This is a genomic window from Streptomyces vinaceus (genome assembly GCF_008704935.1).
GTDB classification, from domain to species: domain Bacteria; phylum Actinomycetota; class Actinomycetes; order Streptomycetales; family Streptomycetaceae; genus Streptomyces; species Streptomyces vinaceus.
This window is the reverse complement of sequence record NZ_CP023692.1, coordinates 4,724,641-4,739,489: the sequence shown is the minus strand read 5'-3', so window position 1 is coordinate 4,739,489 and position 14,849 is coordinate 4,724,641. Positions and strand designations below refer to the sequence as shown.

Annotated in this window: 13 protein-coding genes, 1 tRNA gene and 1 pseudogene; 10 read left to right on the top strand and 5 right to left on the bottom strand. The window is 74.5% G+C overall.

Going from position 1 to position 14,849, the window contains the following annotated elements:
* Nucleotides 1-8 precede the first annotated feature (8 nt).
* Nucleotides 9-698 (bottom strand): response regulator transcription factor, encoded by a 690-nt coding sequence (locus CP980_RS21400; protein WP_132754992.1) that lies wholly within the window; start codon nucleotides 696-698, stop codon nucleotides 9-11.
* A 79-nt stretch (nucleotides 699-777) separates the two neighbouring features.
* On the opposite strand from CP980_RS21400, the gene CP980_RS21395 reads away from it, so the two are divergent.
* A complete protein-coding gene (locus tag CP980_RS21395) occupies nucleotides 778-1,329 on the top strand; it encodes a hypothetical protein (RefSeq protein ID WP_132754990.1) in 552 nt (183 codons plus the stop codon).
* Between the two features lie 6 nt (nucleotides 1,330-1,335).
* Here the strand turns inward: CP980_RS21395 and CP980_RS21390 are convergent, their stop codons facing one another.
* A complete protein-coding gene (locus CP980_RS21390; protein WP_150528841.1) occupies nucleotides 1,336-2,220 on the bottom strand; it encodes a spermidine synthase in 885 nt (294 codons plus the stop codon).
* A gap of 69 nt (nucleotides 2,221-2,289) precedes the next feature.
* Complete coding sequence (locus CP980_RS21385) at nucleotides 2,290-2,790, bottom strand: hypothetical protein (RefSeq protein WP_373312891.1); 501 nt, start codon at nucleotides 2,788-2,790, stop codon at nucleotides 2,290-2,292.
* A gap of 274 nt (nucleotides 2,791-3,064) precedes the next feature.
* Here CP980_RS21385 and CP980_RS21380 point away from each other — a divergent pair, with 274 nt between their 5' ends.
* Complete coding sequence (locus tag CP980_RS21380) at nucleotides 3,065-4,360, top strand: NsdA family TPR-like regulatory protein (RefSeq protein ID WP_150528840.1); 1,296 nt, start codon at nucleotides 3,065-3,067, stop codon at nucleotides 4,358-4,360.
* A gap of 152 nt (nucleotides 4,361-4,512) precedes the next feature.
* Here the strand turns inward: CP980_RS21380 and CP980_RS21375 are convergent, their stop codons facing one another.
* Nucleotides 4,513-5,109, bottom strand: a complete 597-nt coding sequence (locus tag CP980_RS21375) for a histidine phosphatase family protein (RefSeq protein ID WP_150528839.1) — start codon at nucleotides 5,107-5,109, stop codon at nucleotides 4,513-4,515.
* Between the two features lie 116 nt (nucleotides 5,110-5,225).
* Here CP980_RS21375 and CP980_RS21370 point away from each other — a divergent pair, with 116 nt between their 5' ends.
* The 7 genes and pseudogenes from CP980_RS21370 to CP980_RS21340 all read left to right on the top strand — a co-directional run bounded on the left by CP980_RS21370 (nucleotide 5,226) and on the right by CP980_RS21340 (nucleotide 11,332).
* Entirely contained in the window at nucleotides 5,226-6,110 is an 885-nt protein-coding gene (locus CP980_RS21370; RefSeq protein WP_132754984.1) for a phosphatase PAP2 family protein, read from the top strand.
* The gene (locus CP980_RS21365; protein ID WP_150528838.1) at nucleotides 6,049-7,194 is read left to right on the top strand and encodes a hypothetical protein; all 1,146 of its coding nucleotides are present in this window, start codon (nucleotides 6,049-6,051) and stop codon (nucleotides 7,192-7,194) included. Before CP980_RS21370 ends, CP980_RS21365 begins: the two co-directional genes overlap by 62 nt.
* Nucleotides 7,182-8,744, top strand: coding sequence for a hypothetical protein (locus CP980_RS21360; RefSeq protein WP_150528837.1), 1,563 nt, complete (start codon nucleotides 7,182-7,184; stop codon nucleotides 8,742-8,744). Before CP980_RS21365 ends, CP980_RS21360 begins: the two co-directional genes overlap by 13 nt.
* Nucleotides 8,741-10,087 (top strand): AAA domain-containing protein, encoded by a 1,347-nt coding sequence (locus CP980_RS21355; RefSeq protein ID WP_150528836.1) that lies wholly within the window; start codon nucleotides 8,741-8,743, stop codon nucleotides 10,085-10,087. The genes CP980_RS21360 and CP980_RS21355 overlap by 4 nt, the downstream gene beginning before the upstream one ends.
* Nucleotides 10,088-10,218: 131 nt before the next feature.
* The gene (locus tag CP980_RS21350) at nucleotides 10,219-10,569 is read left to right on the top strand and encodes a hypothetical protein (RefSeq protein WP_132754976.1); all 351 of its coding nucleotides are present in this window, start codon (nucleotides 10,219-10,221) and stop codon (nucleotides 10,567-10,569) included.
* Nucleotides 10,570-10,688: 119 nt separating this feature from the next.
* A pseudogene (locus CP980_RS21345) lies at nucleotides 10,689-11,268 on the top strand (bifunctional DNA primase/polymerase).
* Nucleotides 11,259-11,332 (top strand) — tRNA-Lys (locus CP980_RS21340). Before CP980_RS21345 ends, CP980_RS21340 begins: the two are co-directional and overlap by 10 nt.
* A 59-nt stretch (nucleotides 11,333-11,391) precedes the next feature.
* Here CP980_RS21340 and CP980_RS21335 read toward each other — a convergent pair.
* Entirely contained in the window at nucleotides 11,392-12,627 is a 1,236-nt protein-coding gene (locus CP980_RS21335; RefSeq protein ID WP_099892121.1) for a M6 family metalloprotease domain-containing protein, read from the bottom strand.
* 346 nt (nucleotides 12,628-12,973) lie between these two features.
* On the opposite strand from CP980_RS21335, the gene CP980_RS21330 reads away from it, so the two are divergent.
* Nucleotides 12,974-14,803 (top strand): putative bifunctional diguanylate cyclase/phosphodiesterase, encoded by a 1,830-nt coding sequence (locus CP980_RS21330; RefSeq protein WP_373312890.1) that lies wholly within the window; start codon nucleotides 12,974-12,976, stop codon nucleotides 14,801-14,803.
* Nucleotides 14,804-14,849 lie beyond the last annotated feature (46 nt).

Genomic DNA, 14,849 nt, shown 5'->3' with positions numbered 1-14,849 from the left:
CGGCGCGCTCACAGCGGCGGCTCCAGCTTGACGCCGACCCCCCGCAGGGTGTGCAGGTACCGCGGGCGCGCGGCCGTTTCGCCCAGTTTGCGGCGCAGCCAGGACAGGTGCACGTCGATGGTCTGGTCGTCCCCGTAGGACTGCTGCCAGACCTCGGCGAGCAGCTCGCGCCGGGCCACGACCACCCCGGGCCGCCCGGCGAGGAAGGCCAGCAGGTCGAACTCCCGCCGCGTGAGGTCCAGTACGGCCCCGTCCAGCTCGGCCTGGCGCCGCAGCGGGTCGATGGCCAGCCCGCCCACCCGCAGCACGCGCGAGGGCGGTTCGGCCCCGGAGGCCGCGCGGGCGCGGCGCAGGACGGCGGACATCCGGGCGGAGAGGTGCTCCACGGAGAAGGGCTTGGTCAGGTAGTCGTCGGCGCCGTCGTTGAGGAGCCGGACGATCTCCGCCTCGTCGTCGCGCGCGGTGGCGATGATCACCGGTACGTCGGTGATGCCGCGCAGCATCTTCAGCGCCTCCGACCCGTCGAGGTCGGGCAGACCGAGGTCGAGGATGACCACGTCGAACCGGTGGTGGGCGACCTCGCGCAGTGCCTCCAGGGCCGTACCGACGCTGCGCACGGTGTGCGAGGCCTCGGTCAGGTGCCTGATCAGCGCCGAACGTACGAACTGGTCGTCCTCGACCACGAGCACACTTGCCATGGCCCGCACCGTAGTCCATTCGGGGGACCCCGCGGGGTGTCGGACCACCTGCGGGGCGGGTGGTGCAGTATGTGCCCTGATGCACCGAGGACTTGTTCACGCACTCGCCTGGACGCTGGCGACCGGGGCGGCGGTGACGCTGTCCTGGTGGGGCGTGCACACGGTCATGTCCGGAACGGCCTACGATCCGCCGCTCGCGGTGCCGCTCACCACGCAGCCGCTGTCCTCCTCGACGCACCGCGCGGCGGCGCCCTCCACCGGACCGGCCGCGGACGCCCCGTCCCCGTCCGCCGCGTCCCCCTCCCCCTCGGCCTCGCCCTCGCCCGCCGCCTCCGCCGCGAAGCCCCCGCAGAAGGCGGCCCCGCCGAGCCCGGACCCGGACGGGCAGCGGGGCGGCGGCGGGGATCCGGGCACGGTGAAGGCCTACCCCGTCACCGGTGGCCGGGTGGTCTTCGACCTCGGCACGTCCTCGGCCGAGCTGGTTTCGGCGACGCCGGACGCCGGCTGGCAGATGCAGGTGTGGAAGCAGCCGTACTGGATCCGGGTCACCTTCACGAAGGCGGGCCGGGAGATGTCGGTGTTCTGCACCTGGAACGGCCACCCGCCGATGGTGGAGACGTACGAGGGCTAGGGGGTCTCAGCGGAAGACCGACGGCGGGGGCTCCGGGGAGGCCACCGCCGACGCGTCCGCGACCGGGGCCGCGCCGCCCGCGAAATCGGCGAGGGCGCGGCCGTGCTCGACCCGGCCGGGATGCGGATCGCTCGCGACCCGGCGGGTGAACTCGGCGACCGGCAACTCCCGGTCGGCGGCCACCAGCACCGCGTTGCCGAACCGCTTCGCCCGCCACACCACCGGATCGGCGGCCAGCGCCAGGTGTCCGAAGCGCGAGGCGGCCGTCGCGATCTGACCCTTCAGGTGCGCGAGCGGTGGGCCGTCCGCGAGGTTGGCCACGTACCACCCCCCGGGCGCCAGGGCCCGGCGTACGTCGTCCAGGAACTCGGCGCTCGTCAGGTGCGCCGGGGTGCGCGCACCGCTGAACACGTCCGCGATCACCAGGTCGGCCCACCCGTCCGGGACCTTGGCCAGGCCCGCCCGCGCGTCCACCGCCCGGACCCGGACCCGCGCCTGCGGGTCCAGCGGCAGGTGTTCCCGTACGAAGGCCACCAGCGCGGCGTCGATCTCCACGACCTGCTGGGTGGAGCGGGGCCGGGCGGCGGCCGTGTAGCGCGCGAGGGTGAAGGCGCCGCCGCCCAGGTGCACCACGTTCAGGGGCTGGCGGGCGGGGGCGACGAGGTCGATGAGGTGGCCGATGCGCCGCTGGTAGGCGAAGTCCAGGTACCCCGGATCGGCCAGGTCCACATGTGACTGCGGGGCTCCGTCGATGAGCAGGGTCCAGGCCCGCGCGCGCTCCCGGTCGGGAGCCAGCTCCGCCGTGCCGCCGTCCACCTGCCCGACGACCGCCCCGGAGCCCGCGCTCCCGCGCTGCCTGCCACCGCCGCTGCCTCTGCCCTTGCCTGCCACGACCCCATTGTCGCCGGTCCGCGGCAGTCGTCAGCAGCAGTGGTCAGCGGCAGCGGTCGGCGGCAGCCGTCAGCGACAGTTGTCCGCCGCTTCGATCAGGCGGGCGGCCTCGCCGAGCGCGGCGCGCAACACCTCCGGGTCGGTGACCGGACCGACCGCTTCCGGGGGGAGCAGCCAGCCGGTGTCCCCGGCGGTCGGCGAGGCGTCGCCGAAGCGCATGCCGCGTCCGTTGGTCTGGGTGCACGCGCTGCCCGGCATGTCCCAGGCGTCGGCGGTGCCGGGCGGGACGAGGAAGCCGAGGGTGTCGCCGGACCCGTCGTGCAGCACCGGGCCGACCCCGCCGGCCCGGCTGGCGGCGCGGCGGATGATGTCCACGGCCTCCAGGCCCTGCCGGGTGGGCACGGTCACCAGGTCCGGCGCCTCGGCCGGAGCCTGCGGGGCGACCGGGGCCGCCGGGACCGCCGGAACCATCGGGGCGACCGGGGCCACCGCCACCGCCACGGCGGTCGCGGTCGGGACGGGGGTCGCGCCCGAAGACACGGGCGCGGTGTTCATTCCAGTGTTCTCCATGCCGCCCTCCACCAAGGGAACCCCTCCTCGATCCGCGTACGAGCGGGGCGGGAGTCACCTCACACCCCGCACGGGCTCAACGCGCGAAAACGTCAACGGGTGCGGTGGCAAGACGCTGCAAAGGATGGCAGTTCATGGCGGATCGCGGGTGAGATATCCCTTTTGTAGCCAAACACCGCGTCAGCCGCCCGCCTCTGGCGGTACGTTCATGCGCGCCGGACCTGCCCCATCCCGCGGAACCGGCGGTGCGTCCCTTGCCAGAGAGGCCACGTCCATGGCGGCGTTCCCCCACTCACCCAATCAGACGTTCCGGCGACTGCGCGACCGCAACTCCCCGGCCGAGTTCGCGGCCATGGTGCGCCGGGCCGCGAAGGAGATCGGAGAAACGGTTTCCTGCGACGCCCGCTACATCGGGCGCGTCGAATCCGGCGAGATCCGCTGTCCCAACTACGCGTACGAGCGGGTCTTCCTGCACATGTTCCCCGGCCGCACCCTGGCCGACCTCGGCTTCTCCCCGCGCGAGGCGGTCCGCGGCCGGTCCGCGCAGCGCTCCGTACCTTTCACCCCCAAGGAGAGCGACGTGCTGCGTCGCGCGTTCATGGCGGGCGGCTCCGCTACCGTGGCGGCCGCGACGCTGGGCCTCACCCTGCTCGGCGACGCCCGCCGGCTGCCCTCACGGGCCGGGGAGTCCGAGGCGGCCGCGGTCGAGGAGGCCGTACGCCAGATCCGGCTGCTGGACGACCGGCACGGGGCCGACGCCCTGTACCGCAAGGCCGCCGAGCCCCTGCGCACCGCCTACGCGCTGCTGGACGCGGGGGCCTCCCGGCAGTCCACCGAGGACCGGCTGCACGCGGGCGCCGGGGAACTGGCCATCTCCGTGGGCTGGCTGGCGCACGACTCGGGCCGCTTCGACGACGCCCGCTCGCACTACGCCGAGGCCCTCGCGACGGCCCGGGTCGCCGGGGACGCCGGCCTGGAGGCGCACGCCTTCAGCAACATGGCCTTCCTGGCGCGGGACTGCGGGCGTCCGCGGGAGTCCGTACGGGCGGCCCAGGCGGGCCGCCGCGCCGCCCGCTCCCTCGGTTCCCCGCGGCTGCTGGCGCTGCTCGCCCTGCGCGAGGCGGGCGGCTGGGCGGGGCTGGCCGACCGCAAGGCCTGCGAGGAGGCGCTGACCCGGGCGCACACGGAGTTCTCGCGGGGTACGGCGGCCGCCGACCCGGAGTGGATGTCCTTCTTCGGCGAGGCCGAACTGGAGTCCCTGGAGTCGCGGTGCTGGGCGGCGCTCGGGGAGCACGCCCGCGCGGCCCGGCACGCCCGCCGCGCGGCCGACCTCCAGGATCCGCACTTCGCCCGCAACGTCGCCCTCTACACGGCCGAGCTGGCCGACGACCTGGCCCGCGCGGGCGCACCCGACGAGGCGGCCTGGGCGGGCGGCCGGGTCCTGGACCTGCTCGCCGAGGTCCAGTCCACCCGGATCCGGTCCATGCTCTCGGGCACGGCCCGCGCCCTGGTCCCGCACCAGCGCAGCCCCCGCGTGGACGCCTTCCTGACCCGCCACGCCGCGGTCTGACCGCCCGGCCGCCGCGTCCGGCCGCTTCGGCCGCTTCGGCCGTCGACGTACCCGAAGACCGCGCGGTCCGGGTGCCGTCGCCCCCGCAGCCGCGCCGATCCCCCCCCAACCATCCGGCCCGACAAGGGACTTCGGCGCGGCCCCGGAGGGCGTCAGAGGTCCAGGTGGCCCGTGTCGTTCCAGCGCTCCAGGGCGGGGGCCCCGTACGCCCAGCCCAGGACCGACAGCGACGTGGGCTCCAGGCGGATGCGGGCGCCGAAGGAGGCCTCCAGGCCGAGCCAGCGGGCGGCCAGGGTGCGCAGGATGTGCCCGTGGGCGAAGACGAGTACGTCGCGCTCCGCCGAACGGGCCCAGGTGACGACCTCGTCCGCGCGGGCCGCGACGTCGGCCACGGACTCGCCGCCCGGCACGCCGTCGCGCCAGATCAGCCAGCCCGGACGGATCGCCTGGATCTCGGCCGGGGTCATGCCCTCGTAGTCGCCGTAGTCCCACTCCATCAGCGCGTGCCACGGGTCCGCCTGGGCGCCGAAGCCCGCCAGGTCGCAGCTCTCGCTCGCGCGCACCAGCGGGCTCGTGCGGACCTCCACGCCGGGCAGGCCGTTCCAGGGGGCGCGGGCGAGGCGCTCGCCGAGCAGTTTCGCGCCGCGCCTGCCCTCCTCCAGCATCGGCACGTCCGTGCGTCCGGTGTGCTTGCCGAGCTGGGACCACGCCGTCTGGCCGTGCCGGGCCAGGAGGATGCGGGGGGCCATAGGAACTCTCCCGGTAAGTAGTGGTTCGTACGACTTTGGGCGGTTGCGTCGTCCATCCATCATCCATCACATGAACACCAGGCAACCCACCCAGTCGCACAAGCGTCCTATCCCGTATGACTGATCGGCAGAAGCCCACCCGGTGGTGGGCCGAACTGCTGCTCCTGGGGCTCGTCTACGGCGCGTACACCGGTGGCAGACTCCTCGCCCGGGGCGACGTGCACCTCGCCGTCGGCCACGGCCTCTCCCTCCTGCGGACCGAGGAACTGCTGGGCCTCGATTTCGAACGGCCGCTCAACCGGCTGTTCTCGCGGCAGGGGCTGCTCGGCATACCCGCCGCCTTCATGTACGCCTCCCTGCACTACCTCGTCACCCCGGCCGTGCTGGTCTGGCTGTACCTGCGCCGGCCGCGGCACTACCGCTCCGCCCGCACCTGGCTCGTGGTCTCCACCCTCCTCGGACTCGTCGGCTTCACCCTGATGCCCACCTGCCCGCCGCGCCTGCTCGACGCCGCGCACGGGTTCAGCGACACGATGGCCCAGTACAGCGCCTACGGCTGGTGGGGCGCCGAGGCCAGCGCCCCGCGCGGGCTCGGGGGCCTGACCAACCAGTACGCGGCCATGCCGAGCCTGCACGTCGGATGGGCCCTGTGGTGCGGGGTGCTGCTCTGGCGGCACGGGCGCCACCCGCTGCTGCGCGCGCTCGGCGTCGCCTATCCCGCCGTCACCGCGCTCGTGGTCATGGGCACCGCCAACCACTACTTCCTGGACGCGGCCGCCGGGGCGGCCGTGATGGCCGCCGGGTACGCGATCACTCGCCGGCTGTCCACGCCGCGAGCGGCCCCCTGGGCGCCCCGGCGGGCGGCCCGGACGGCAGCCCGGGCAGCCGGTTTCCCCGGTACCGCCCCGATTGTCAGTGGCGGATGGGACACTTCCGCCCGTGAGCTCCTACCCGCCCAGCGGCCCGCCTCCGACGACGACACTGCGGCAGCGGCTCGCTGACCTGCGCGGCCCCGCCGTGCCGCCCCGCCCGCTCGACGCCCGCGCGTTGGCGGCGCTCGCCGCCAACCCCGGATGCGGCAGACGGGCCCTGCTCGACGGCGCCGGAGTGGACAAGACCGCCCTGGCCGCGGCCCTCGGCTCGCCCGCCGCCTTCGGCCAGTCGCAGTTCGCCATCATCCGCGGGAACTCCTTCGAGGCGAGGGTCAAGGGAGACGGCGGCGCCGAACTCCTGCGGCTCGTGCACGAGCACCTCGGCGCCGGATCCGAGCCCCCCGGCCCGGGCGCGCACGTCCCCGACCTGACGGCCGCCGGCCCCGAAGGCCGCGCCGCCCGCACCGCGCTCGCCCTGCGCGAGGCGACCGCCGCCGCGGCCGCGTCCGGTACGTGGACCCTGCTGGACCATCCGATGCTGGCCCTGGAGGTGGCGGGCTCCCCCGCCTACCTGGAGCCCGACGCCGTCGTGGTGCACCCCGACGGCCGCTGGACCGTCGTGGAGATCAAGTCGTTCCCGATGATCGACGGGGCCGCCGACGCCGCGAAGGTGGGCGCCGCCGCGCGGCAGGCCGCCGTGTACGTGCTGGCCCTGGAGAAGACCGCAGGGAAGCTGGCCTCCGCCGTGGTCGGGCACACCGCGCTCCTCGTCTGCCCGAAGGACTTCTCCAACATGCCCGCCGCCGCGCCCGTCGACATCCGCCGGGAGCGGGCCGTGACCCGGCGCCAGCTGGAGCGGCTGACCCGGGTCGAGGAGCTGGCCGCGGCCCTGCCCGAGGGGCTCAGCTTCGATCCGGAGCGCACCGCCGAGGAGCTCACCGAGGCGGTCGCGGCCGTCTCCGCCGCCTACGCCCCCGAATGCCTGGCCGCCTGCGAGCTGGCCTTCCACTGCCGGGAGCGGGCCCGCGCCGCCGGCGCGGTGACCGCCCTGGGCCGCTCCGTACGGGGGGAGCTCGGCGCGCTCACCACCGTCGGGGAAGCCCTCGCGGCCGCCGCCGGCTCCGGCGGTCCCGACGATCCGACGGCGGCCTCGCTGCACCACGCCGCCCGGCTGCGCGCCGAGGCCCTGGAGGCGGCCGGATGTCCCTGCTGACCACCCTCGCGCGACTGGAGGCCGTCCGGGCGGGCCGGGCCCGGCCGCTGGCGACCGTACGCCACCGGCACCTGAGCGAGCGCCCGATGGTCCTCGTGCCCCTGACCACGGCGGGAGAGGCCGGGGCCCCGCTGGGGGCGCTGGTCGGCACGGACCCCGCGGAGCCGCGGCTGCTGGTCGTCCCGCAGCCGCGCGACCGGGACCTGCGCTGGACGTTCCTGGCGGACCTCGCCGACGTGATCCTGCCGTACCTGGACGGATACGCGGACGACGTCGAGTACGTGGAGCGGACCGAGACCGATCCGGACACCGGCGCCAAGACCAAGGTCGCCGCCGAGCTCTGCCTGGACGCGCCGCAGCTGATCGTGCCGAGCCGGGCCGGGATCGAGTACGTACGGCTGCTGGGGCGGTCGATGCGGTTCCGGCGGACGGCCGAGGAGGATCCGGAGAACCCGTATCCGGCGCCCACCCGGGTACCGCTGCTGGGCCGCTGGTTCACGCACCTCGGCGAGCGCTCCCGCGTCCCCGGGGCCTCGATGCTGCTGTCGGCGACGGAGCTGCTCGCCCGCCACTGGGCCACCGGCCAGAGCAACCTGGAGGACCAGCACCTGGGCGCCCTGCTGTCGTGGATAGCCCCGCCGGAGGGCGAATCGGGCGCGGAGGCCGCCCTGCGCGCCGAGCTGGCCCGCGACCGCGAAGGGCAGCTGCTGGTGCCGCCCGCCGGGCCCGCCACGGACCCGGCCTTCGACAACAAGCTGCTGGCCCCGGCGATGGCCCGCTACGACGCGGCGCGCGCCGGGGGCGATCCGAAGGCCGTGGGCCGCGCCGAGGCGGCCGTCCGCGAGCTCGTCGCGGAGCAGATGCGGCCCACGTGGCGGGCCGTGTGGCAGTCGCTGGAGCTGCTGCGCGCGCTGCCGGCCGGGGAGCGGGCCGAGGAGCGCTGGACCCGCGACCGCTGGTCGTACACCGGCCACCGCGACCGGGTCCGGGCGGGCGAGCCCCCGCAGCCGCGCCGCGACGACGCGGTGACGGCGGCGCAGAAGCTGGCGACGCGCGAGACCGAGCAGGTGCGGCTCGACGCCCAGGAGGCGCTGGACGATCCGCTGGTGATGGCGGGCCGGAGGCTGGCGGGCGAGGCCTTCGCGGGCGAGGTCACCGAAGTCGTGATGGAGTGGACGGAGTCGAAGCGGCCGAGTCCGCGCCCGCTGGTGACGGTGGCCACGGAGGACCGTCCCCAGCTCGCGGAGGGCGGCGGCAAGGTGTTCCGCTCGCTGGAGGGCCGCCCGCAGGCGGCGCAGTTCGTCCGCTTCGAGGAGGACGGGCGGCTCGTGCTGCGGCTGCTGGACAAGATGGGCCGGGGCAGGGAGCCGGAGCCGGGCTCGGTGCCGGAGAAGGGCGACCGGGTCTGCTGGACGCTGTTCGAGCACGACGCGCGCGGCGGCCCGAAGCTGCCGGACCCGGAGAAGACCCCGTGGACGCACGGCGGCCCGCCCGGATCCGCGACCGCCCCTCCCCTGCCCGACGCCGTGACGGACGAGGACATCCTGTGAGCACCGCATCCAAGCAGCGATTCGACCCGGGGGCCGCGGCCGCCGAGGCGACCGCCGCCATCCTGCGCGACACCCTGCACGGCAGTGAGCGCGGCGTGGTCGTCGACTCGCCGCCCGGGGCCGGCAAGTCCACGCTCGTGGTGCGGGCCGCCCGGGAGCTGGCCGCGGCCGGGCGCCGGCTGATGGTGGTCGCGCAGACCAACGCGCAGGTCGACGACCTGGTGCTGCGCCTCGCCGACAAGGACCCGGAGCTGAAGGTCGGCCGGCTGCACAGCAGCGAGGGCGACGCCTACGATCCGGCGCTGCGCGAGCTGCCCTCGGTCACCCTCTCCGCCAAGCCGCAGGACCTCGCGGAGCTGCCGGTCACCATCTCGACGGCGGCGAAGTGGGCGTACGTGAAGGACGCCGAGCCCTGGGAACACGCCATCGTCGACGAGGCGTACCAGATGCGCTCCGACGCGCTGCTGGCCGTGGCCGGGCTGTTCGACCGGGCGCTGTTCGTGGGCGACCCGGGGCAGCTGGACCCGTTCAGCGTGGTCGGCGCCGAGCAGTGGGCCGGGCTGTCGTACGACCCTTCGGCGAGTGCCGTCAGCACCCTGCTGGCGCACAACCCGCAGCTGCCGCAGCACCGGCTGCCGGTGTCCTGGCGGCTCCCGGCTTCGGCCGCGCCGCTGGTGTCGCGGGCGTTCTACCCGTACACGCAGTTCCGCAGCGGTACGGGCCCGGGCGAGCGGCGGCTGTCGTACGGGGTGGCCGGCGACGGCTCGGGCCCGGACCGGGTGCTGGACGAGGCCGCCGAGTCGGGCTGGGGCCTGCTGGAGCTGCCCGCGCGGCACACGCCGCGGACCGACCCGGAGGCCGTACGGGCGGTGGCCCTGGTGGTCCGGCGGGCGCTGGACCGGGGCGCGGTGACGGCGGACGAGCAGTCCGAGGTGCCCACGGCGCTGACCGCCGGCCGGATCGCGGTCGGCACGGCGCACCGGGACCAGGCGGCGGCGGTCCGCGCCGCGTTGGCGGAGCTGGGCGTCACCGGGGTCACGGTGGACACCGCGAACCGGCTCCAGGGGCGGGAGTACGACCTCACGGTGGTGCTGCACCCGCTGTCGGGCCGCCCGGACGCGACGGCCTTCCACCTGGAGACGGGCCGTCTGTGCGTCCTGGCCTCGCGGCACCGGCACGCCTGCGTGGTGGTGGCCCGGGCGGGGATAGCGGAGCTGCTGGACGAACACCCCTCCACGGAACCGGTCCAGTTGGGCGTGACGGTGAAGTTCCCGGACGGCTGGGAGGCCAACCACTCGGTCCTGGCCCACCTGGCGGAACACCGCGTGCCCTGGAAGCCCTGACGGGGCCCGGGGCGGCGCGGAACACCGCGTGCCCTGGAAGCCCTGACGAGGCCCGGGGCGGCGCTCTTGCGCGGCGTTGGACAATGGAGGGTGGCCCGGAAGGATCCCGAACGCGCAGCAGGAGGACACGCATGGCAGAGCCCGAGCGGACGACCGAGCGGAAGCCGCGGCCCGCGCCGCTGCTCTTCGAGCCCTCGGAGGCCGCCACGGACCCGGAGCACTTCTTCGACCTGGAGTCGATCGAGGACCCGCGGGAGCTGCTGACCCGCGCCACCGAGCTGACGCTCGCCTTCCGGGCGGCGCAGGAGCGGGCGGTGGAGTTCCAGGCCCTGGCCGCCGCACAGCTCGCCGATCCGCGCCGGTTCGACCGGCTGCCGCCGGCGGAGATCGCCGCGCAGGCGGACTGGACCGAGGACTACGCGCTCAAGATGATCGAGTTCGGCGAGTCCCTCCAGCGCGAAGCGGGCCCGGACGCCCGGTAGGAACCTGCGGGGCCGCATCTGGCATATGCGGGGCGCAACATAGCCCACCATCCCCCGTCCTGTCCGGGTTTTCCGTAACTCCTGGAAACCAACTCGCTACCCCCGGTACACCGGAACGTATGACGACGCTGACGACGGCCCCCGCCTGCCCCGCCCCGCACGCACGCACCGCCACCCACGTCACCCCCCAAGGCGCCGCCTGGCTCGCCTCCGCGTCGGCGCACCCGCACAGCACCCTCGCGCGCTGGGAGGCCCGGGCCACCGCCCCCGCCGTGCTGCCCTGCGGGACCGCCTTCGACGTCGTCAACGTCCCGCTCGTCGTCGGCCGCCGCATGCTCGACCTGCTCTGGGCCGAGGGCCCCGGCTCCGGGCCCGTCGCCGTGCACCGCGGGCGGATGCTGCTCTTCGCCGCCACCGGGACCGCGCACCGCCTCCCCGCGCTCCTCGCCTGGGAGGAATGGGGCGCCTCCGTACCCGCGCCGCTGTGCCACGGCCGCGGCGACGCCGTCACCGTGCCCCCGCTCGACGCCACCCCCGGGCCCTCCCGCTGGGTCGTCGCCCCCGACACCCGCTCCCCGTGGCTGCCCGGACCCGAGGCACTCCTGTGGGCGTACCTGCGCGCCGCCCGAGCTGCGGATATCGATTTTTCCTTCCGGCCATCTCCCTGCTAATGTCTTCCTCGTCAGCAAGCGCCGCTAGCTCAGTTGGTTAGAGCAGCTGACTCTTAATCAGCGGGTCCGGGGTTCGAGTCCCTGGCGGCGCACAGACGGAAGAAGGCCCCCACGCGAGTGGGGGCCTTCTTCGTGTTCCCCTGCCGCGGCACTACGTCGTGATCTTGACCGTGTACGCGCCCGACGGGGTGCGATCCGCCACCTCGATCCTGATCCGCTCCCCCGGCACCGTGAACGCCTCGCCCACCTCCAGCGGTGCGTCCGCCAGCGGCGGGTACACCGAGCGGTCCCAGCACGCCTCCGAGTCCGGATGCCCGTCGAGCACCTCGATGGGCCCGCCGCCCGACGCCGCCTCGTTGCGCACCCGGTAGACCAGGACCCCCTCCGTGCAGGTGTCCCCGTCGTTGCCGGCGGAGCCCCGCGCCTCGACCGCGATCGCGCTGCCCGTACCCGTACGGATCACCGCGAGCCGGGTCCCGCCCGAGGCGCCCGGCGCCGGGGCCTGGGCCAGCGGCAGCAGGGTGTGCAGAGAGGAGCCGGACTGCACGCAGTCCACCTGGGAGGAGTCCAGCCAGCCCAGCTTCCACTTGTTCCAGGCGAAGAGGTCCGGCGCCATCCCGAACTGGCTGCCCATGACGTCCCAGTCGCCGACGTACGTGTCCCAGTCGCCCTTGCCGTCGCTCGGCCGGTGGTAGAGGTCGGGCAGGTCGAAGACGTGCCCGGTCTCGTGCGCGAGGACGTTGCGGTCCGGCGGGTGCCGCTCGAAGACGGTCACGATCCGCCGCAGGTCCGTCCCGTCCGCCCGGATCGGCCGGTCGAAGTTGACGACCTTGGTGGCGTCCGAGTCCACCCCGGGCGCGTCCGGGTCGGCGACGAAGTACACGACGTCGTACTGCGAGAAGTCCACCTCGCGGTCGGCGGCCGCGACCGCGTCCCGCAGGTAGGCCGCCCGGTCCTGGGCCGCCCAGTCACGCTGTATCCCGTACGCCGTCGACGGCTTGGGCATCGGGATCCACCGCTGCTGCGGGTGCGGCTCCAGACGGAACCTCCCGTAGGAGGCGCGCTCGAAGAAATCGCTGGTCGCGGGGAAGTAGTCGCCCGTCAGCTGCTCGGTCGTCAGGGTGGTCCGGTGGTCGGGGAAGGAGAGGAAGACCATGACCGCGTGGAGGGTGCGCTCCGGCTTGGGGTAGGCGCGGTTCCAGGTGTCGAGACCCAGGGAGTGGTGCGCCGAGGTGCGGGTCAGGGCGCACGGCCCCGCCCCCGGATCGGCGACCGCGGGACCTGCGACGAGCGACATGGCGGCGAGCGCCGTCAAGGAGGTGAGCGCCGCCGCCGTGCTTCTCATGCGGGAGCGTTCCACTCCCCCGGGTGTCTGCTGTCGCGGCACATCGACCTCCGGTGGTGGATTCGTACCATCTCGCTCCACCTTGGGGGGATTGTCTTACTAATGCCCTGTTCCGCTGCCCCACACGAGTGAGCACTACGGCAAGCCGGTGACCCGGGGGGTTCACCCACATGCCTACAGAACGTCACGACCGATCACCGGAGATCATCGGGGAACTTCCGCTGCTCAGAGCTGTGCAGAAACGATCGCCCGGGATCTGCCCGAAGAGGCGTCAGCACGCCGAAGTCCCGTGCCCCGCACGGCGACGCCGCTGGATAGGGCCGTACGGTGCCTCTATGATCGGCACACTTTCCTGCACGGACACTCACGAGCACTGCGGGAGCCAACGGTGAGCGGAACCTCAGAGGGAACCGGTTCGGCGGCCGACAGCATCCGATCGGCCACTACGGAGCGTCACCAAGCAGTGCCGGCCGTGCCGTCGGCGCCGACCCGGACCGAGTCCGAACTGCGCGATTACCGGGCCGCCTTCAACGCGGCCCACCTCGCCATGGCCGTCGTCGACCGCTCCGGACACGTCGTCGCCGCCAACGCGGCCCTGGCCGGGCTCCTCGGCGCGGAGCCGCACGCACTCGTCGAGCAGTGCGCGGCCGACCTGGTCGACCTGGGCGCCGAGGCCCGTACCTGGCAGGCGTACCAGGAGGTGCTGCGCGGCCGCCAGGCACGGCTGCGCTGCACCCGACGGCTCAAACACCCCGACGGGCACTCGCTGTGGACCGAGGTCACCCTCGGGCCCGTGCCCGGCACCCGGGACGTGCTGCTGTCCGTGGCCGACATCAGCGACCGCCGCGACCTCCAGGCCCGGCTGCGGCACCTCCAGATGCACGACCCGGTGACCCGGCTGCCCAACCGGGCGCTGTTCTTCGAGCGGCTCTCCGCCGCCCTGGAGGCCTCCTCGTACGAGCAGGGCGGGACGGGCCGGATCGGCCTGTGCTACCTCGACCTCGACGGGTTCAAGGCCGTCAACGACACCCTGGGCCACCGGGTCGGCGACCGGCTGCTGACCGCCGTCGCGGCCCGGCTGACGCAGTGCGCCGACCAGTCCGGGTACGGGCGCACCGGCGGGCACCTGGTGGCGCGGCTCGGCGGCGACGAGTTCGCCCTGCTGGTCGAGGACTCCACCGGCACCGAGCAGCTCGCCGACCTGGCGCAGAGCGTACTGGCCGCCGTACAGGAGCCGTTCGACCTGGCCGGGCAGCGGCTCTCGGTCTCGGCGTCGATCGGCGTGGTGGAGCGGGCCGCGGCCGGGACCTCGGCGACCGGGCTGATGCAGGCCGCCGACACGACCCTGTACTGGGCGAAGGCCGACGGCAAGGCCCGCTGGACGCTGTTCGACCCGGAGCGCAACGCGCACCGGATGACCCGCCAGGCCCTGACCTCGACCCTGCGGCCGGCCGTGGAGCGGGGCGAGTTCCAGCTGGAGTACCAGCCGCTCGTGGACCTGGAGAGCGGCGCGGTGCGCGGGGTGGAGGCGCTGGTGCGCTGGAACCACCCGCAGTTCGGCATGCTGACGCCGAATCGGTTCATCGGGATCGCCGAAGAGGACGGCTCCATCGTCCAGTTGGGACGGTGGGTCCTGCGGACCGCCTGCCGGCAGGCGAGGCGCTGGCAGATCGAGCAGCCGAGCGACTCCCCGGTCTTCGTCTCCGTCAACGTGGCGGTCCGCCAGGTGTGGGACTCCGACCTCGTCGGAGACGTGGCGGAGATCCTGGCCGAGACCGGGCTGGCCCCGCAGCTGCTCCAGCTGGAGCTGACGGAGTCGGCGGTGATGGGCTCCGCCGGGCGGCCGCTCCAGGCCCTCCAGGCGCTGAGCGACATGGGCGTGCGGATCGCCATCGACGACTTCGGCACCGGGTACTCGAACCTGGCGTACCTGAGCCGGCTGCCGGTCTCCGTGCTGAAGCTCGACGGCTCCTTCGTACGGGGCTTCCGCTACGAGGAGGGCACCCACCCGAACCCGGCCGACGAGACCATCGTCGAGGCCCTGGTGCAGCTCGCGCACCGGCTGGGGCTGACGGTCACGGCCGAGTGCGTGGAGACCGCCGGTCAGGCGGCCCGGCTGCGGCGCGTCGGCTGCGACACGGGGCAGGGCTGGCTGTACTCGCGCGCGGTGGCCCCGGAGCTGATCGCCGAGATGATCGGCACCCGCCCCGGGGCGTGACCCTGCGGGGCGGTGTACGGGGCCGCTGCGCGGAGCCCTCTCCCCG

Coding starts and splice junctions, on each gene's coding strand:
- CP980_RS21400 (WP_132754992.1), bottom strand. CDS start 698: ATGGCAAGTGTGCTCGTGGTCGAGGACGACCAGTTCGTACGTTCGGCG.
- CP980_RS21395 (WP_132754990.1), top strand. CDS start 778: ATGCACCGAGGACTTGTTCACGCACTCGCCTGGACGCTGGCGACCGGG.
- CP980_RS21385 (WP_373312891.1), bottom strand. CDS start 2,790: ATGGAGAACACTGGAATGAACACCGCGCCCGTGTCTTCGGGCGCGACC.
- CP980_RS21380 (WP_150528840.1), top strand. CDS start 3,065: ATGGCGGCGTTCCCCCACTCACCCAATCAGACGTTCCGGCGACTGCGC.
- CP980_RS21375 (WP_150528839.1), bottom strand. CDS start 5,109: ATGGCCCCCCGCATCCTCCTGGCCCGGCACGGCCAGACGGCGTGGTCC.
- CP980_RS21370 (WP_132754984.1), top strand. CDS start 5,226: ATGACTGATCGGCAGAAGCCCACCCGGTGGTGGGCCGAACTGCTGCTC.
- CP980_RS21360 (WP_150528837.1), top strand. CDS start 7,182: ATGTCCCTGCTGACCACCCTCGCGCGACTGGAGGCCGTCCGGGCGGGC.
- CP980_RS21350 (WP_132754976.1), top strand. CDS start 10,219: ATGGCAGAGCCCGAGCGGACGACCGAGCGGAAGCCGCGGCCCGCGCCG.